This window comes from Enterobacter sp. 01-M-02-SI-ECC, from assembly GCF_047530595.1.
GTDB lineage: Bacteria > Pseudomonadota > Gammaproteobacteria > Enterobacterales > Enterobacteriaceae > Enterobacter > Enterobacter cloacae_M.
In genome coordinates, this window is the sequence record NZ_JBLKCZ010000006.1 from 155,551 (window position 1) to 173,288 (window position 17,738).

The 17,738-nt window shown below is 56.2% G+C and carries 18 protein-coding genes; 8 read left to right on the forward strand and 10 right to left on the reverse strand.

What is annotated here, in order from left to right:
* Positions 1 to 2 precede the first annotated feature (2 nt).
* The 3 genes from rfaC to rfaD are packed head-to-tail and all read right to left on the reverse strand — an operon-like array spanning position 3 to position 2,971.
* The gene (gene rfaC / locus ACMWLG_RS10950; protein ID WP_045400309.1) at positions 3 to 986 is read right to left on the reverse strand and encodes a lipopolysaccharide heptosyltransferase RfaC; all 984 of its coding nucleotides are present in this window, start codon (positions 984 to 986) and stop codon (positions 3 to 5) included.
* A gap of 3 nt (positions 987 to 989) precedes the next feature.
* Complete coding sequence (gene rfaF / locus ACMWLG_RS10955) at positions 990 to 2,036, reverse strand: ADP-heptose--LPS heptosyltransferase RfaF (RefSeq protein ID WP_032661897.1); 1,047 nt, start codon at positions 2,034 to 2,036, stop codon at positions 990 to 992.
* A 2-nt stretch (positions 2,037 to 2,038) separates the two neighbouring features.
* Positions 2,039 to 2,971, reverse strand: coding sequence for an ADP-glyceromanno-heptose 6-epimerase (gene rfaD / locus ACMWLG_RS10960; RefSeq protein WP_008502707.1), 933 nt, complete (start codon positions 2,969 to 2,971; stop codon positions 2,039 to 2,041).
* A 215-nt stretch (positions 2,972 to 3,186) separates the two neighbouring features.
* Between rfaD and kbl the strand changes: the two genes are divergently transcribed.
* Entirely contained in the window at positions 3,187 to 4,383 is a 1,197-nt protein-coding gene (gene kbl, locus ACMWLG_RS10965; protein ID WP_045400307.1) for a glycine C-acetyltransferase, read from the forward strand.
* Positions 4,384 to 4,392: 9 nt separating this feature from the next.
* Positions 4,393 to 5,421: an L-threonine 3-dehydrogenase gene (gene tdh, locus ACMWLG_RS10970; RefSeq protein ID WP_023309906.1), complete on the forward strand. Its 1,029-nt coding sequence runs from the start codon at positions 4,393 to 4,395 to the stop codon at positions 5,419 to 5,421.
* A 26-nt stretch (positions 5,422 to 5,447) separates the two neighbouring features.
* Here tdh and ACMWLG_RS10975 read toward each other — a convergent pair whose 3' ends face one another.
* Both ACMWLG_RS10975 and ACMWLG_RS10980 read right to left on the reverse strand, forming a co-directional pair.
* Complete coding sequence (locus ACMWLG_RS10975) at positions 5,448 to 6,362, reverse strand: hypothetical protein (protein ID WP_032661890.1); 915 nt, start codon at positions 6,360 to 6,362, stop codon at positions 5,448 to 5,450.
* Between the two features lie 15 nt (positions 6,363 to 6,377).
* The gene (locus ACMWLG_RS10980) at positions 6,378 to 7,583 is read right to left on the reverse strand and encodes a glycosyltransferase (protein ID WP_045400304.1); all 1,206 of its coding nucleotides are present in this window, start codon (positions 7,581 to 7,583) and stop codon (positions 6,378 to 6,380) included.
* Positions 7,584 to 7,788: 205 nt separating this feature from the next.
* Between ACMWLG_RS10980 and ACMWLG_RS10985 the strand changes: the two genes are divergently transcribed.
* Positions 7,789 to 8,589: a glycosyltransferase family 2 protein gene (locus tag ACMWLG_RS10985; protein ID WP_045400302.1), complete on the forward strand. Its 801-nt coding sequence runs from the start codon at positions 7,789 to 7,791 to the stop codon at positions 8,587 to 8,589.
* Between the two features lie 3 nt (positions 8,590 to 8,592).
* Here ACMWLG_RS10985 and ACMWLG_RS10990 read toward each other — a convergent pair whose 3' ends face one another.
* From ACMWLG_RS10990 to gpmM, 3 genes are read right to left on the reverse strand one after another with little or no spacing between them, the layout of a single operon-like run.
* Positions 8,593 to 9,525: a divergent polysaccharide deacetylase family protein gene (locus ACMWLG_RS10990; protein ID WP_045400299.1), complete on the reverse strand. Its 933-nt coding sequence runs from the start codon at positions 9,523 to 9,525 to the stop codon at positions 8,593 to 8,595.
* Between the two features lie 3 nt (positions 9,526 to 9,528).
* The gene (gene envC, locus ACMWLG_RS10995; RefSeq protein ID WP_229218481.1) at positions 9,529 to 10,788 is read right to left on the reverse strand and encodes a murein hydrolase activator EnvC; all 1,260 of its coding nucleotides are present in this window, start codon (positions 10,786 to 10,788) and stop codon (positions 9,529 to 9,531) included.
* A 33-nt stretch (positions 10,789 to 10,821) separates the two neighbouring features.
* The gene (gene gpmM, locus ACMWLG_RS11000; RefSeq protein ID WP_023309912.1) at positions 10,822 to 12,366 is read right to left on the reverse strand and encodes a 2,3-bisphosphoglycerate-independent phosphoglycerate mutase; all 1,545 of its coding nucleotides are present in this window, start codon (positions 12,364 to 12,366) and stop codon (positions 10,822 to 10,824) included.
* Between the two features lie 246 nt (positions 12,367 to 12,612).
* Between gpmM and ACMWLG_RS11005 the strand changes: the two genes are divergently transcribed.
* The 5 genes from ACMWLG_RS11005 to cysE all read left to right on the forward strand — a co-directional run bounded on the left by ACMWLG_RS11005 (position 12,613) and on the right by cysE (position 15,722).
* Entirely contained in the window at positions 12,613 to 13,044 is a 432-nt protein-coding gene (locus ACMWLG_RS11005) for a rhodanese-like domain-containing protein (protein WP_023309913.1), read from the forward strand.
* Between the two features lie 11 nt (positions 13,045 to 13,055).
* The gene (grxC, locus tag ACMWLG_RS11010; protein WP_023309914.1) at positions 13,056 to 13,307 is read left to right on the forward strand and encodes a glutaredoxin 3; all 252 of its coding nucleotides are present in this window, start codon (positions 13,056 to 13,058) and stop codon (positions 13,305 to 13,307) included.
* Positions 13,308 to 13,339: 32 nt separating this feature from the next.
* Complete coding sequence (gene secB, locus ACMWLG_RS11015; RefSeq protein WP_045400294.1) at positions 13,340 to 13,807, forward strand: protein-export chaperone SecB; 468 nt, start codon at positions 13,340 to 13,342, stop codon at positions 13,805 to 13,807.
* Positions 13,807 to 14,826 (forward strand): NAD(P)H-dependent glycerol-3-phosphate dehydrogenase, encoded by a 1,020-nt coding sequence (gene gpsA, locus ACMWLG_RS11020; RefSeq protein ID WP_045400291.1) that lies wholly within the window; start codon positions 13,807 to 13,809, stop codon positions 14,824 to 14,826. The genes secB and gpsA overlap by 1 nt, the downstream gene beginning before the upstream one ends.
* 74 nt (positions 14,827 to 14,900) lie before the next feature.
* Positions 14,901 to 15,722 carry a serine O-acetyltransferase gene (cysE, locus tag ACMWLG_RS11025; protein WP_008502718.1) on the forward strand — a complete coding sequence of 274 codons (822 nt, stop codon included), beginning with the start codon at positions 14,901 to 14,903 and terminating at the stop codon, positions 15,720 to 15,722.
* Here the strand turns inward: cysE and trmL are convergent.
* Positions 15,719 to 16,192: a tRNA (uridine(34)/cytosine(34)/5-carboxymethylaminomethyluridine(34)-2'-O)-methyltransferase TrmL gene (gene trmL, locus ACMWLG_RS11030; protein ID WP_033147028.1), complete on the reverse strand. Its 474-nt coding sequence runs from the start codon at positions 16,190 to 16,192 to the stop codon at positions 15,719 to 15,721. The genes cysE and trmL overlap by 4 nt on opposite strands.
* 45 nt (positions 16,193 to 16,237) lie before the next feature.
* On the reverse strand, positions 16,238 to 17,578 hold the full coding sequence (locus ACMWLG_RS11035) for an MFS transporter (protein WP_045400289.1): 1,341 nt from the start codon (positions 17,576 to 17,578) through the stop codon (positions 16,238 to 16,240).
* Positions 17,579 to 17,738 lie beyond the last annotated feature (160 nt).

Below are 17,738 nucleotides of genomic sequence, written 5' to 3' on the forward strand. Positions count from 1 at the left end.
CGTTAGATATCCCTGTTGGAAAGCCAACGGCTGCCCTGTAAAAATGAAAAAATAGCATCTGCGCTGATATCCTTCGTTTGCTGGGTCGGGCTGACCATCTGATGCTGGTTTTTGCCGTAACCCCCGATCAATCCAGGATCGGTCGGACCAAAAATCGTAATATTCGGACGATCCAGCGCCGCGGTTAAATGGCTTAAACCTGTATCAACGGAAACAACAGCATTCGCTCCCGCCAGCTGCGCTGCAACCTGTGCCAGCGTGAGTTTTGGCAATACCTCGACGTGTGAAAAGCCGTCTGCCAGACGCTCTGCACGCTGCCGCTCATGTTCGGCACCCCACGGGAGTTTAATATGGATGCCGGTGGGTTGCGTTAGTTCAATCAGGCTTCGCCAGTGCGATTCCGGCCAGTGTTTATCGTCGCGCGTTGTGGCATGCAGGAAGACAAGATAAGGCTGAGCACAGGGATCTGTATTGCGCAAAAAGTGCTGCGCAATGGCGTAGTCGCCCTGGGTTTCCGGTTTCGCGTAGCCCAGGCTTTTTGCAAACAGCTCGCGGGTACGTTCGACGGCATGCTGTTGCTTTGCGATGCGGTGGCGGCGGTTATAGAACAGGGTCGCCAGCGGTTCGCGGGCGGTGTGCCAGTCCATACCGTGCTTTACGCCATGTGCCAGACGCGTCACCAGCGCGGCGCTTTTCACCAGCCCCTGGGCGTCGATGATAGCGTCATAATGCTGTACCTGCACCGCCTCACGGAAGGCCTTGCGTTCGGCTTTAATCGGCGCGGAGAACCACGCTTTGCGCCAGCGGCGAATCGCCACCGGTATCACGCGGTCAACCGCTTCATGCCAGGTGGGGATCTGCGCGAAGCCTTCTTCCACCACCCAGTCAAAACGAATGCCGGGAACGGCCCGCATGGCGTCCGTCAGTGACGGGAGCGTATGCAGCACATCGCCCATCGAAGAAGTTTTAACGATCAGTACCCGCATTCGTTATCCTTCTTCACTCAACAGCAGTTCGTTAAGCTCTTCGAGAACGCGCTCTGGCGTAATGTCGATCAGGCTCTGATGGTAGCCTTCTGCGGCATCGCCCTTGCGAACTTTATGGTAGCCCGTGATCAGGCGGATGACGCGCGCTTTATGAGAAAGCGGGGGCGTGAAGTCCGGGCTACTTGGGCCATACAGCGCCACCAGCGGGCGGTTGAGCGCGGCAGCGACGTGCATCAGGCCCGAATCGTTGCTGACCACAGCCTTACAGGCGGCGATCAGAATAACCGCCTGTTCAAGCTGCGTTTCTCCCGCCAGGTTGCGGCACCAGGCCTGCTGTTCATTACTGAGCGTCGCGAGAATTTCGTTGCCTGCCTCGTGGTCCTTTGCCGAACCGAACAGGACAATCTGGTAGCCTTCGTCAATCAGCTGTTTCGCCAGCTCCGCATAGTGGTAGTGCGGCCAGCGTTTTGCCGGGCCGAACTCGGCGCCGGGGCAGAAGCCAATCATCGGGCGTTCAGACGAAAGGCCAAACGCGTTACAGGTCTGGGATTTTTCACCGTCGTTAACCTGAAGCTGTGGCCAGAGCAGCGGCTGCGGCAGGTCTTTCGCGCTGCGCATCACGCCTTTGTCGTAGGCCAGCGCCACATAGCGCTCCACCATCAGCGGCCAGGCCTCTTTATCCAGCACCCGCGCATCGTTCAGCAGGCCGTAGCGCATTTCACCGCGCCAGCCGGTACGATGTGGAATACCCGCAAAAAAGGGCACCAGGGCGGATTTAAAGGAGTTTGGCAGGACATACGCCCGATCGTAGCGCTTCTCACGCAGGCTATGGCCGAGTTTACGGCGTTCGCCAATTTCCAGCGCCCCGTGGCCAAGCGGCATCGGGATCGCCTCGTTCACTTCCGGCATACGCGACAACAGCGGACGGCACCACGCGGGTGCCATCACGTCGATTATCGCCTGGGGATAACGCGCCTTGAGCGTGCGATAGAGACTTTGCGACATCATCATGTCGCCCACCCATGACGGGCCGATCACCAGAATCTTCATACTTAAGCGTCGCGGTTCAGCCAGGCCATATATTCCGTTACGCCTTCGGCAACGGTCTTGAACGGCTTGTCGTAGCCTGCGGCGCGCAGGTTGGTCAGATCGGCCTGGGTGAACGCCTGGTAACGGCCTTTCAGCTTGTCAGGGAACGGAATGTACTCGATGCTGCCTTTTTTGTGATACGCCAGCGTTGCGTCAGCCACGGCCTGGAAGGACTCCGCGCGGCCTGTACCCAGGTTGAAGATGCCGGATACGCCGTTTTCCCAGAACCACAGGTTCACTGCGGCAACGTCGCCCACGTAAACGAAGTCGCGCTTAAAGCCGTCGCTACCTTCGAACAGTTTCGGGCTTTCGCCGTTATTCAGCTGGGTGTTCAGGTGGAACGCCACGCTCGCCATGCTGCCTTTGTGGCCTTCGCGCGGTCCGTAGACGTTGAAGTAGCGGAAGCCAACGATCTGCGAGTTCGCTTCTGGCAGTACCTGACGCACGTACTCGTCGAACAGGAATTTGGAGTAGCCGTAGACGTTCAGCGGCTGCTCATATTCACGAGATTCGATGAAGTCAGAGGTGCGACCGCCGTAGGTTGCCGCGGAAGAGGCATACAGGAACGGAATTTCACGCTCCAGGCAGTAATGCAGGATCTCTTTGGAGTACTGATAGTTATTGTCCATCATGTACTTGCCGTCCCACTCGGTGGTGGAAGAACACGCACCTTCGTGGAAGATAGCTTCGATCTCGCCGAACTCTTCGCCTGCCATAATCTGGATAAGGAAGTCTTCTTTATCCATGTAGTCAGCGATGTTCAGATCCACCAGGTTGACGAACTTGGTGCCGTCTTTCAGGTTGTCAACCACCAGGATGTCGGTGATGCCTTTGTCATTGAGAGCCTTAACAATATTGCTGCCGATAAAGCCCGCGCCGCCGGTAACGATGATCATAACTGTAACCTTTGAAGTGTGGAGCCCGGGGACAATCCCGGACGCTAATGTCTCTATCATATCATTAGTATGGCTGCCCTTCAGCCATTCACCTTCACAGCGCAGGGGTACGCGTGATTTATGCTGCAAAAACGACAAGAGATGACGTGTCATCTCGTCATGAACTATAGGTTTGGGTAATATGTCCCGAAATTTGCCGAGTCTGGAGAATTGCAATGCGTGGTGATTTTTACAAACAGTTAAACAGCGACCTCGACATCGCACGTGCGGAAGGGTTGTTCAAGGAAGAGCGTATTATCACGTCTGCCCAGCAGGCGGACATCACCGTTGCCGACGGCAGCCATGTGATCAACTTTTGCGCGAACAACTATTTAGGTCTTGCGAATCACCCTGAGCTGATTGCCGCTGCAAAAAACGGCATGGACACCCACGGTTTCGGCATGGCCTCCGTACGCTTTATCTGCGGTACGCAGGACAGCCACAAGCAGCTTGAGCAAAAGCTGGCGAGCTTCCTCGGAATGGAAGACGCGATTCTGTACTCCTCCTGCTTTGACGCCAACGGCGGTCTGTTTGAGACCCTGCTTGGCGCAGAAGATGCGATTATCTCCGACGCCCTGAACCACGCCTCCATCATCGACGGCGTACGCCTGTGCAAAGCGAAGCGTTTCCGCTACGCCAACAACGACATGGTCGAGCTGGAAGCGCGCCTGAAAGAGGCGCGTGAAGCTGGCGCTCGCCACGTGCTGATCGCCACCGACGGCGTGTTCTCCATGGACGGCGTGATCGCCAACCTGAAGGGCGTGTGCGACCTGGCGGATAAATACGACGCGCTGGTGATGGTCGATGACTCTCACGCGGTCGGTTTTGTCGGCGAAAACGGCCGTGGTTCCCACGAATACTGTGACGTGATGGGCCGCGTGGACATCATCACCGGTACGCTGGGCAAAGCGCTCGGCGGCGCGTCCGGCGGCTACACCGCCGCGCGCAAAGAGGTGGTGGAGTGGCTGCGTCAGCGCTCTCGCCCGTATCTGTTCTCAAACTCCCTGGCGCCGGCGATTGTTGCGGCCTCCATCAGGGTACTGGAGATGGTGGAGTCCGGCGCTGAGCTGCGCGACCGCCTGTGGTCCAACGCCCGTCTGTTCCGTGAAAAAATGAGCGCCGCAGGTTTCACCCTGGCCGGTGCTGACCATGCGATCATTCCGGTGATGCTGGGCGATGCGGTCGTCGCGCAGCAATTTGCCCGCGAGCTGCAGAAAGAAGGGATTTACGTCACCGGGTTCTTCTTCCCGGTGGTGCCAAAAGGTCAGGCGCGTATCCGCACCCAGATGTCTGCGGCGCATACGCCTGAACAAATTGAACGTGCGGTGGAAGCCTTTACCCGCATCGGCAAACAGCTGGGCGTAATTGCCTGAGGACGTGTGATGAAAGCGTTATCCAAACTGAAAGCGGAAGAAGGGATTTGGATGACCGACGTGCCGGAGCCGGAAGTCGGTCATAACGATCTGCTGATCAAAATTCGTAAAACCGCCATCTGCGGTACTGACGTTCACATCTACAACTGGGACCAGTGGTCGCAGAAAACCATTCCGGTACCGATGGTTGTCGGTCACGAATATGTCGGTGAAGTGGTGGGTATCGGCCAGGAAGTGAAAGGCTTCCAAATTGGCGATCGCGTCTCCGGTGAAGGCCATATTACCTGCGGCCACTGCCGTAACTGCCGCGGCGGGCGTACGCACCTGTGCCGTAATACCATTGGCGTGGGCGTAAACCGTCCGGGCTGCTTCGCGGAATACCTGGTGATCCCGGCGTTTAACGCGTTCAAAATCCCGGACAATATCTCTGACGATCTGGCCTCCATCTTCGACCCGTTCGGCAACGCGGTGCACACGGCGCTCTCCTTCGACCTGGTCGGTGAAGACGTGCTGGTCTCCGGCGCGGGCCCAATCGGCATTATGGCGGCTGCGGTGGCGAAGCACGTGGGTGCGCGCAACGTTGTGATCACCGACGTGAACGAATACCGTCTGTCGCTGGCACGCAAAATGGGCGTCACCCGTGCGGTAGATGTCTCGAAAGAGAGCCTGACCGACGTGATGGAAGAGCTGGGCATGACCGAAGGCTTTGACGTGGGTCTTGAGATGTCCGGTGCGCCACCGGCGTTCCGCACCATGCTCGACACCATGAATCACGGTGGCCGTATCGCGATGCTGGGTATTCCGCCGTCAGATATGTCTATCGACTGGAACAAAGTCATCTTCAAGGGGCTGTTCATCAAGGGCATCTATGGCCGCGAGATGTTCGAGACCTGGTACAAGATGGCGGCGCTGATCCAGTCCGGTCTGGATCTGTCCCCGATTATTACTCACCGCTTCTCCATCGATGAGTTCCAGCAGGGCTTCGACGCGATGCGTTCCGGCCAGTCAGGAAAAGTGATCCTGAGCTGGGATAAGTAATCAAAAAGGGGCCTGAGGCCCCTTTTTTACTGATTCTTTTTCTCTTCGTCCGTCAGGTAACGCACCTTGCGGGTGTAGTCCTGACCTTTGAACAACAGTTTGTTATCCGGCGATTCAAGATACTTCTGCCATTCGGAGAGAGGGAAACCGCCGTGCGCGCCAATCACCTCTTTCGGTACAACGGCTTCCTGACCACCGATCTTCTTGGAGACCGGCCAGTTCATCCAGTCGCCCAGGTTAACCGTTTTTAGATCCAGCATGTCCAGCAGCGCGGCGAGGGGTAATTGATCGGTCGGCGGCTGCGTGTCGTCCATCAGCTCCCAGGTATCCTGGAACAGCGTCAGCCACAGCGGGCAGATACGGCGCCAGGTTTTTTTAGTTGCCGCAAGAAACGCGCCGTTAACGTGATCGACCAGATACGGGCGCACCGTCTCTTTGTAATACGCCGGCACTTTCTCCGCTGGCGCACCGTCCAGCTTGGCAATCATTTTGCCCTGACGGAAGCTGGAGTAGATATGCATATCTGCCATGTTGATCTCGGGCATCTTGAGCAAGTTGAGATCGGAATCGATCATCAATACGCCTTCACCGCGCGCCTGCAGCGGGGCGTTAAGCTTCACCAGGCGGCTGAGGTAGATCTGCTTATAGCGGTAACCTTCCTCACGAACCGGAAGGTTAAGCGTCACTACGCGTGTTTTCGGCGGCAGTACCCCAAAGGCGGATTCAGGCTGATCGCTGACGATGACGATTTCGCTCACCCCGGTGGCATAGCGTTCCGCGAAGGTGGCAGAGAGTAATGCTTCTTCGACGAAATCTGCGCCGGTACACGGAATCACAATAGAATCCACCGCAGCAAGCGCGCCCGTCACGGGCAGAGAGCTGTAAGGAATGTTGTGTCGCCCGGTGATATGACGATAGCGAGCATTAAGAAATTTAAACATAGTTATCTCGTTTGGTTAGTGCGCGCCAAGCACGGCTTCGACACCGCTGACATAGTTTTCGATGGCATAGGTATGACAGACGTTCTGGTATGCAGCCGCAGCCAGTCGAGCCCGCAGGTCCGCATCTGACCAGATATTGTCCAGATGCTGTGCAAGCTGTGAAACATCGCTCCAGGGGAAGAGCAGCCCTGTCGAATCATGATCAATCAATTCCGCCGTGCCGGTCACCTGAGAGCCAATCACGGGGATATTGAGAAGCATCGCTTCCAGCACCACGCGCGGCAGCCCTTCGCTTTTTGAGGCCAGAATAAAGGCGTCAAACGTAGCGAGGTAATCAAAGGGGGTATTCTGAAAACCGGTGAAGATGACGTTGTGTTCAATTCCCAGCGCTCGGGCCTGTTCCGCTAAAGCGCGGCGTTCGCCACCTTCTCCGACCAGCACCATTTTCCATTTCGCCTCGGGATGTTTCTGGCTGAACTGTGCCAGCGCCTCCAGCGTGTGGTGGTTGGCTTTGCGAGGGATTAACGACCCGATACTGCCGAACACAAACGTGTCGTCATCGATGTTCAGGCGCTGGCGCATCGCGCGTCGGTCAGGTAAAGGCTGGTGGATGTCGATGGCATTATTGACCGTCGTACACAGTTCGGGCCGGACGCCATGCTCAAGCAACACGCGTTCAACGCCGTGCGAGACGGCGATGATTTTTGTGGCATGGGCATTAACCAGCTTTACCAGCGGCGGGGTTAAAACAGGTTCAATGCGGCAGTGCTGAATCAACCGCGCCTGCAGCTTTGCCGCCGCGAGATAGCCTTCCTCATTTGAGCCCGGCTGGTTATTCATATAGAGCGTATCGAAACCGCCCTGCTTGAAAAGGGTTTCGATTTTGCTGACGTTAGGCCTGATGCGCCATATGATATCCACATGACGTGTAAATGCCTTGCGGGCGCCGCGTGAGAAAAACAGCAGGCTACGTCCCGCTTCCTTCAGCAATTTGGCCCAGACCGGCTGCTGGCGTTGAGGGATAACGATGAGTGGGATCCCGATGCCGTTGAGCACCTGGCCAATCGTCTCACCTTTAGCACGACTATAATCACTGTAAAAACAACAGGTAATATCGAATTTATCGCGATTGATTCGCTTCAGGAGCTCAAGCATACTGTTGGTGCCTCCCCCCCATTCTTTACCCGTATCCAGGAGGAGAATTTTACTTTTGTGCGGCATGTCTGAATCCGTGTGCTACCCTTCAACTGACTGCATTATAAAGAATCTGTTGAAATAAAATAGATTTTTCTATTTTATTGCGCTTCAGGATTAGACAAAATTTCAAGCGAGCTTATTTGAAAAGTGTGATTCAGGACTTTAATCGTCTCTACTCATTTATATAGTATTAATAATATTAATTTAGACTGCTATTGAGAGTGGGGAAATGTTTAAAATAACGGTCTGCTTATTAACGTTTAATTCTGAAAGATTATTGCACGATGTTATCCCGCCTCTTTTAAAAATAGCGGATGAAATTGTCGTAGTCGATTCTGGCAGTACGGACAAAACACGATATATTTGTGAAAGCTTTGGCCTTCAACCCGTCTATAAAAAATTTGGCTGGCATGGCGAGCAGATGAACTATGCCATATCCTTAGCCAGCCATGACTGGGTCCTGTGCATCGACAGCGACGAAATTCTTGATCAGGAAACGGTTAATGCCGTTTTAACGTTAAAAGCAGGCGATGAGCCAGACCCGGGAATGGCATGGCAAATATGCCGCCACTGGTTTGTTCTGGGTGAGGAAGTCCGGACGATTTATCCTGTTTCATCCCCTGATTATCCTGTGCGTCTTTTTAACCGTAACCAGTCCCGGTTTAATAACCGACCGGTAGACGATCAGGTCGAAGGTTTTCTCCGTTGTGAACGTATTCCGGGTTATGTAAAACATGATACGTTTCCCACGCTGCATGAGCTTTTTAACAAATTAAATTGTTATACAACCCGCCTGGTTCAACATCAAAAAATACGGCCCTCTATCGGGCGCGGCGTAATCAGCGCCATCGGGGCTTTTTTCAAATGGTATCTGTTTAGCGGCGCCTGGCGTAAGGGCAAAGTGGGGGTGGCGACGGGACTGTACGCCACAGCCTATAGCTTTTTGAAGTATTTCAAATCCTGGTATCAGCATCAGGAAAAAAAAGAGCCCGTTGCTAACGAGCAGACGGACTCTCAGATTGCGAAATAAGCGTCAGGCTTTCTTACCCCATCCCTGCCACTGCTGCTGGACGTAATTCACCAGCGTACTGTTACTGATGCTGTCTCCGATGACGGAGAAGAAGCGGGTTGCATAGACCGGCTCAAGCGGTTGCTTAGGTACACAGCGCTTCACGCCGCGGAACGGATTGCGCGGCGCTGTCGGGACAGGCTGCGCAGAATTTGGTTTAGAGGTATCCACCTGCGGCTCGTTCAGCAGATCGCTCGGACGCACCAGCGTGATATCGTCAGGCAAGGTCGGCAGCATCTGCTGCAGGACGCGGACAGTAGACGGGTGCGGGTGACCGATGGCGATGGCTGAGCCATTGCGGCGGGCCAGCTGTACTGCGCGATTAAACTGCATGCGAATATCGGCTTCGTTCTGGGTATCATCCAGGAACACCTTGCGCTTAATCACCTTTACGCCCGTTCCCTGAGCGGCACGCATTGCCTGGCTGTTGCCGATGGTCATGCTGTCGAGGAAGTAGAGGTTGTAACGCTCCAGCGCCTGCATCACTTTTAGCATCCCGTACAGGCTGGAGGTCATAGCGCTGCCCATATGGTTGTTCAGCCCTACGGCATACGGCACCTTGTTGTAGGCGTCGCGGATGATGCGCTCGATCTCCTCGCTGCTCATATCCGGGCGCAGGGTATCTTTTTCCAGCGGCTGTTTGCTGAGCGGGGCCATGGGCAGGTGGATGAGAACCTGATGCCCGCTGCTGTGGGCTTTGGTCGCCATCTCACGCGCATGGGGGGCATTTGGCAGGACGGCAACGGAGATGGCTGACGGCATCGCCAGCACCTGATTTTCATAGTGCGGACGATAACCAAAGTCATCAATCACGATAGCGAGCTTACCTGCGTATACCGGTGCAGCCAGCGCCAGCGCGCTGACGACGGAGAAAACGATTCGACGAAATTGAAGCAAAACTTATCTTCCCAACCACGGCTGTGGATTGACCGCCTGACCCTGACGACGAATTTCGAAATAGAGTGACGGGCGGCCCTGACCGCCACTGCTGCCCACAAGGGCGATGGGTTGGCCCGCGCGCACCTGCGTGCCGACGCTGACCAGCGCGCTCTGGTTGTAGCCGTAAAGGCTCATATCACCTTTACCGTGTTCGACTACCACCACCAGTCCGTAACCCTGCAACCAGTCGGCCAGAATCACACGACCATCGGCAATCGCTTTCACTTCGCTACCTTCAGACGCACCGATAACGATCCCTTTCCAACGTAGCTCACCCTGCAGCTGTTCGCCATAGCGATGCAGAATTGAACCGCGAACGGGCCAGAAAGCCTGGCCGCGAGGTGAGCCCAGGCCGCCGGTACGCGACATCAGGGAACGTTCACTTTCGCTTGGCTTGTAGGTGGTGCCTTTGCGGGAGGCTTCCTGCTGCTTGTCGCGAACGGCCTGCGCCTCGCGCGCCTCTTTTTCGGCGCGCGCTTTCGCCGCGGCTTCCGCACGGGCGATGCTGTTACGCAGTTTGGATTCGTTGGCGCGCATTTCGCTCAGCTGGCTCTGTCCTTCCTGAATCGAGGACTCGAGACCGGCCAGGGTTTTCTTACGCTCGTTGCGGGCCTGCTCGAGCTTCGCCTGCTGGGCCTGCTGATCGTAGAGCAACGTCTGCTGCTGGCTCTGCTTCTCTTCCAGCTCGGCTTTTTGCGTTGAGACCTCTTCGCGCGTCTGCTTCAGCTGCGCGATCGTCTCCTGACGCGCCTGGTTGAGATAGCCAAAGTAGGCCTGCAGGCGCTGGCCGCGCTGGCTCTCTTCGCCGCTGAGGATCAGCTGGAGTCCGGTATGTTCACCCTGACGGAATGCGGCATCAAGCTGTGCGGCAAGATTGCGCTCCTGCGCATCGCGCTGGCGCTCGAGTTTGGCAATCGACGCGTTCATCTCGTCGATCTGTTTATTCAACTGGGCGAGGGTATTTTGCGTTTCACGGAGTTTACGCGTTGCGGCGGAGATCGCCTCTTCCTGCTGCTTAAGCTGGGCGAGCAGGGCGGAGCGCTGCTGCTGCTGCTGGCGTACCGCACGCTCTTTGGCGGCGATATCGGCCTGAATGGATTTCAGCTGGTCGCGGTCATCCGCGTGGGCGGATACGGCGCACAGCAATACGCCAGCGCTGAGTGCGCTGGCGTAAAACAGAGGTCTGACTGATAACCTAAGCGGCTTCACGACCCATGTGATTGAAAAAATCGCCTTTCCCCTCATGGGGAGCGATTATTCCACGATGAACAGCGGCTTACCAGTCATCTCTTCAGGGATCGGCATACCCATCAGCGACAGCATGGTTGGCGCGATGTCAGAAAGCTTGCCGCCTTCCACTGCTTTCAGTGATTTATCACCCACATAAATCAGCGGAACAGGCAGGTTGGTATGGGCCGTGTGCGCCTGGCCGGTCGCCGGGTCGCGCATCTGTTCAGCGTTACCGTGGTCAGCGGTGATCAGCAGCTGGCCGCCAACGGATTCAACCGCTTTCGCTACCTGCTCAACGCAGTGGTCCAGCGCTTCAACCGCTTTCACTGCCGCTTCCATCACCCCGGTATGCCCAACCATGTCGCCGTTCGGGTAGTTACAGATGATGGTGTCGTACTTACCGCTCTCGATGGCCGCAACCAATTTTTCCGTCAATTCTGCAGAGCTCATTTCTGGCTGCAGATCGTAGGTAGCGACTTTCGGGGAGTTGATCAGAGTGCGGTCTTCGCCTTTGAACGGCTCTTCAACGCCACCGTTAAAGAAGAAGGTCACGTGCGCGTATTTTTCAGTTTCGGAAATACGCAGCTGCGTTTTGTCGTTCTTCGCCATCCACTCGCCAAAGGTGTTTGCCAGAGATGCTGGCGGATACGCGCAAGGCGCTTTGATATCGGCGGCGTATTCGGTCAGCTGGATGAAGTCCAGTTTTACCACTTTCTTACGGGCAAAACCGTCGAAGTCGCTGTTGACGAAGGCACGGGTGATTTCACGCGCGCGGTCAGCGCGGAAGTTCATGAAGATCAGCGCGTCACCATCTTCCATGGCGGCGTCGGCCTGGCCTTCAGCGCGGATCACGGACGCTTTAACGAATTCGTCGTTTTCATCACGTGCATAGGCCGCTTCCAGCGCTTCAACGGCGGTCGCGAACTGGAATTCACCTTTTGCCAGGGTCATCAGGTCATAGGCCTGTTCAACGCGATCCCAGCGGTTGTCGCGGTCCATGGCGTAGTAACGGCCAATGATGGACGCTACGCGGCCTTTACCCAGCGCGGCGAACTTCTCTTCGAAGGCTTGCAGAGAGCCTTTTGCGCTGCGTGGTGGCGTATCGCGACCGTCCAGGAAGGCGTGCAGATAGATTTTTTCTGCACCGCGTTCAGCGGCCAGTTCAACCATCGCCATGATGTGATCTTCGTGGCTGTGCACGCCGCCAGCAGAGAGCAGGCCCATGATGTGTACGGCCTTGCCAGCGGCAACGGCTTTATCGACCGCGCCAGACAGCGTTGGGTTGGAGAAGAAGGTGCGTTCTTTGATTTCAACGTCCAGACGCGTCAGATCCTGATACACAATACGCCCGGCGCCCAGGTTTACGTGGCCGACTTCGGAGTTGCCCATCTGGCGGTCCGGCAGGCCTACTTCCAGGCCAGACGCGTCAATCAGCGTATGCGGACGTTTCGCCCACAGGGCATCCATGACCGGGGTTTTGGCGTTGAAAATAGCGTTATCCTGGCTATCTTCACGGTAGCCATAGCCATCCAGAATCACCAGTACCATAGGTTTTTTAGAAACCGACATTGCGACAACCTCATGCTCAAGAGTCAAAATTTGCGTAATTTTACTACAGCTGAATCGATCAAATAGCCGCAGAAGATCAAAGAAAGCGCAGGGGCAAGATGTTCATCAGACCATTTTGAGGCATTTTTTTAGGTGGCATGCCGCAGAAAATGGATTAGGTTATGGTCGCTGGCTGTATTTGCCAGAACGCACAGGTATACTCCTGTCCTGGTTTTTTTATCACTTAGTCGGGAGTAGTTACCCTCCATGCAAGAAATTATGCAATTCGTTAGCCGCCATCCGGTTCTGAGCATCGCGTGGATTGGCCTGCTGGCTGCTGTGCTGTTCACCACATTTAAGAGCCTGACGTCTAAAATTAAGGTTATCACCCGTGGTGAAGCGACGCGTCTGATCAACAAAGAAGATGCCGTCGTGGTCGATCTGCGTCAGCGTGACGATTTCCGTAAAGGTCACATTGCGGGCGCAATCAACCTGCTGCCAGCTGAAATCAAAGCGAACAACGTCGGTGAGCTTGAGAAACACAAAGCCCAGCCGATTATCGTTGTCGATGCGACCGGCATGCAGGCACAGGAATCTGCCAGCGCGCTTCATAAAGCAGGCTTCGAAAACGTAACGGTGCTGAAAGAAGGTATTTCCGGCTGGAGCGGGGAAAATCTTCCTTTGGTACGCGGTAAATAAGGAGTTCAGTCATGGCCAATATTGAGATCTATACCAAAGCGACGTGCCCGTTCTGTCATCGTGCGAAAGCGCTGCTGAACAGCAAAGGCGTCACGTTCCAGGAACTGCCGATCGACGGTGACGCGATTAAACGCGAAGAGATGATCAAACGTAGTGGTCGCACGACGGTTCCGCAGATTTTTATTGATGCGCAGCACATTGGCGGCTGTGATGACTTGTATGCGCTCGACGCCCGTGGTGGACTCGATCCGCTGCTGAGCTAAGAGACTTTAGGACAATTAAAAAGGGTATTTCCATGTCAGAACAAAACAACACCGAAATGACTTTCCAGATCCAGCGTATCTACACCAAGGACGTCTCTTTCGAAGCGCCAAATGCGCCACATGTTTTCCAGAAAGACTGGCAGCCAGAGGTTAAACTTGATCTGGATACCGCATCTACCCAGCTGGCAGATGACGTGTATGAAGTCGTGCTGCGTGTGACCGTTACCGCGTCCCTGGGCGAAGAAAATGCATTCCTGTGTGAAGTTCAGCAGGGCGGCATCTTCTCTATCGGCGGTATCGAAGGCAACCAGATGGCGCATTGCCTGGGTGCGTACTGCCCGAACATTCTGTTCCCGTATGCGCGTGAATGCATCACCAGCCTGGTTTCCCGCGGTACATTCCCGCAACTGAACCTTGCGCCAGTTAACTTTGATGCGCTGTTCATGAACTATCTGCAGCAGCAAGCTGGCGAAGGTGCTGAACAACATCAGGATGCCTGATGAGCACTGTTAATGCGTCAATGACTGTGATCGGTGCCGGCTCATACGGCACCGCTCTTGCCATCACGCTGGCAAGAAATGGTCACGAAGTGGTTCTCTGGGGCCACGACCCAAAACATATCGCAACGCTGCAACGCGACCGTTGTAACGTGGCGTTTCTTCCGGACGTTCCGTTCCCCGACTCCCTGAACCTTGAAAGCGACCTTGCGACCGCGCTGGCGGCCAGCCGCAACATTCTGATTGTGGTCCCGAGCCATGTATTTGGCGACGTGCTCCGTCAGATTAAGCCGCTGATGCGCCCGGATGCGCGCATTGTCTGGGCGACTAAAGGACTGGAAGCCGAAACCGGACGCCTGCTGCAGGACGTTGCCCGCGAAGCGCTGGGTGATGCGATCCCGCTGGCGGTCATCTCCGGCCCGACCTTTGCCAAAGAGCTGGCTGCTGGCCTGCCGACGGCGATTTCGCTGGCCTCCACCGATCAGGCCTTCTCCGACGATCTTCAACAGCTGCTGCACTGCGGCAAGAGCTTCCGCGTCTACAGCAACCCCGATTTTATCGGCGTGCAGCTGGGCGGTGCGGTGAAGAACGTGATTGCGATTGGTGCCGGGATGTCAGACGGCATTGGTTTTGGTGCCAATGCGCGTACGGCGCTGATCACCCGAGGACTGACCGAAATGTCCCGCCTGGGCGAAGCGCTGGGTGCCGATCCGGCCACCTTTATGGGAATGGCTGGCCTGGGCGACCTGGTGCTGACCTGTACCGATAACCAGTCTCGTAACCGCCGTTTTGGCATGATGCTCGGACAGGGCAGCGATGTTAAAGGCGCGCAGGAGAAGATTGGTCAGGTGGTTGAAGGCTACCGCAATACCAAGGAAGTCCGCGAGTTGGCGCACCGTTTCGGTGTCGAAATGCCAATAACCGAGGAAATTTATCAGGTATTGTATTGCGGAAAAAATGCGCGCGAGGCAGCATTGACCTTATTAGGTCGTGCGCGCAAGGACGAGCGCAGCAGTAACTAGTCGGAACCGTTGTCACCTGAATGACCCAGCCAGCGCAGAACTGGCTGGTCATTAACTATCGTCTGGAGTAAGCAATGCCGTGTGAAGAACTGGATATCGTCTGGAACAATATTAAAGCCGAAGCCCGGGCGCTGGCCGACTGCGAGCCTATGCTGGCCAGTTTCTACCACGCGACGCTACTTAAGCACGAAAACCTCGGCAGCGCGCTGAGCTATATGCTCGCCAACAAGCTGGCTTCCTCGATCATGCCAGCTATCGCCATTCGGGAAGTGGTGGAAGAGGCTTACGCTGCAGACCCGGAAATGATCGCCTCTGCCGCCTGCGATATTCAGGCCGTGCGCACGCGTGATCCGGCGGTCGATAAATATTCTACGCCGCTGCTGTACCTGAAAGGCTTCCACGCCCTGCAGGCTTACCGCATCGGCCACTGGCTGTGGAATGAAGGCCGCCGCGCGCTGGCGATCTTCCTGCAAAACCAGGTTTCCGTGACGTTCCAGGTCGATATTCACCCGGCTGCGAAAATTGGCCGCGGGATCATGCTCGACCACGCCACCGGGATTGTCGTCGGGGAAACGGCGGTCATTGAAGATGACGTCTCGATCCTGCAGTCGGTTACCCTGGGCGGTACCGGTAAAACCAGCGGCGATCGCCATCCGAAAATCCGTGAAGGGGTGATGATTGGCGCGGGTGCCAAAATCCTTGGCAATATCGAAGTCGGGCGCGGTGCGAAGATCGGCGCAGGCTCCGTGGTGCTCCAGCCCGTGCCGCCGCATACCACCGCCGCTGGCGTACCGGCGCGCATCGTCGGTAAACCAGACAGCGATAAGCCGTCCATGGACATGGATCAGCACTTCAACGGCATTCACCATACGTTCGAGTATGGTGACGGCATTTAACTTCTGAGAATGGCGCCCGGATACCCCAGCTGGCGCCAGGCTTCATACACCACCACCGACACCGCGTTCGACAGGTTCATGCTGCGGCTGTCCGGCATCATCGGAATACGGATTTTCTGCTCGGCGGGCAGGGCATCCAGGATCGTGGCCGGCAGGCCGCGGGTTTCCGGGCCAAACATCAGATAGTCACCTGCCTGATAGCTCACGGCGCTATGCGCTGGCGTGCCTTTGGTAGTCAGGGCGAACATGCGCTGCGGCTTCTCTGCTTCCAGAAACGCGGCGTAATCGTGATGGCGAACGACGGCGGTAAATTCATGATAATCCAGCCCTGCGCGACGCAGACGTTTGTCGTCCCACGTAAAGCCCATCGGCTCAATGATATGCAGACGAAAACCGGTGTTGGCACACAGGCGGATAATATTGCCGGTATTCGGCGGAATTTCTGGTTCGAATAAAACGATGTTAAGCATGCTGCCCCCTTAATTGCGGGGGCAGAATAGCAGAAAAGAGAGGAACTACGCGACGCCGGGTTCCTGCGAGCGGCCGTACAGCATTTTGTAGACGGTTGCCGCAGCGGCTACCAGAGCGGGCACGCTGAGGATCATTAAAATACTGTCTGCCTGCCACTGCATAGAGAGAAGCTGGGCGCTGGTCATGGTTCCCGCCACGCCGCCAAAGCGGCCGATCCCCTGCATCCAGGCGATGCCCGTCGCGCGGCACTCGGTAGGGTAAAAGGTGGCGGCCAGGGTTTGCATGCCCGATTGCGCGCCGTTCATCGCGATCCCCATCAGGAAAATCAGCCCGCCAAACAGGGCGATATGGTTATGCTCAATGCCAAGCAAAAGGATGAGGCCCATTGTCAGCACGAAACCACACGCGACCACCCGGTGCGCTTCCCAGCGGTCCATCATCCAGCCCGCGAGCAGAATGCCTGCGGTGCCGCCGAAGGTGAACAGCGAGGTCAGCCATGCGGATTCTGCCAGGGCATAGCCCATTCCCTGCATCAGCGTCGGCATCCAGCTCAGCAGAACGTAGTAAATGACCAGCCCCATAAAATAGGTCACCCACAGCATCAGGGTGCCGGGCAGCCAGGGCATGGAAAACAGCTGCGACACGCTCCCTTTTTTAGAGGCGACTTTCTCCTCCGCCAGGAAAAAGCCCGTGACGCTATCCAGCGTGCTGCGGGCAAACCGGCTGGCGATGCGGCGGACCTGCATGACGTCTTTCCCGCGCTGCACCAGAAACTTCACGGACTCCGGTAAAAACAGCGCCAGCAGCAGCGTTAAAACCAGCGGCGCAATCGCTCCGGTCAGCAGCACGCTTCGCCAGCCGTGGTGGGGGATAAGCCAGGAAGAGATCGCGCCGCCGCCCGCCGCGCCCAGAGGGAAGCCGCAGTACATGGTATTGATCGCCATGGCGCGACAGCGCTGGGGGGCAAACTCGGAGATCAGCGTGATGGCGTTAGGCATTGCGGCGCCGAGGCCCAGTCCCGTCAGAAAGCGCCACAGCGTCAGGTTATTCAGACTTTGCGCCCAGGCCGTCCCCAGGCTCGCAAGGCCGAAGAACAGGCACGAAAAGACCAGCACCCGCTTGCGCCCCATCCGGTCCGATACCGGACCGGCAATCAGCGCGCCCAGCGACAGCCCCAGCAGCGCTGCGCTCAGCACCGGCCCCAGATCCTGTTTGTGTATTCCCCATTCCGCCGACAGCGTAGGCGCGATGTAACCCATCGCTGCCGTATCAAAACCATCGATCGCCAGAACCAGAAAGCCTAGTACAATGAGCAGCCAGTGAAACCCTGAAAAGGGACTCTCATCGATCACCTGCTGAATATCCACCTTACCTGAATACGCCATACGCTCCACTCCGATCTGATGTTGTTTTTGTGTTCTTGTATTTGCTTGTCTATACAATTGCGGGCGGCGGGTGGATGTCAAATTTTCTTATCCAATATGTTATCTGGATGTTATTTTTGGCGTAAAAAAGCGCCCGAGGGGGAAATCGGGCGCGAGAAAA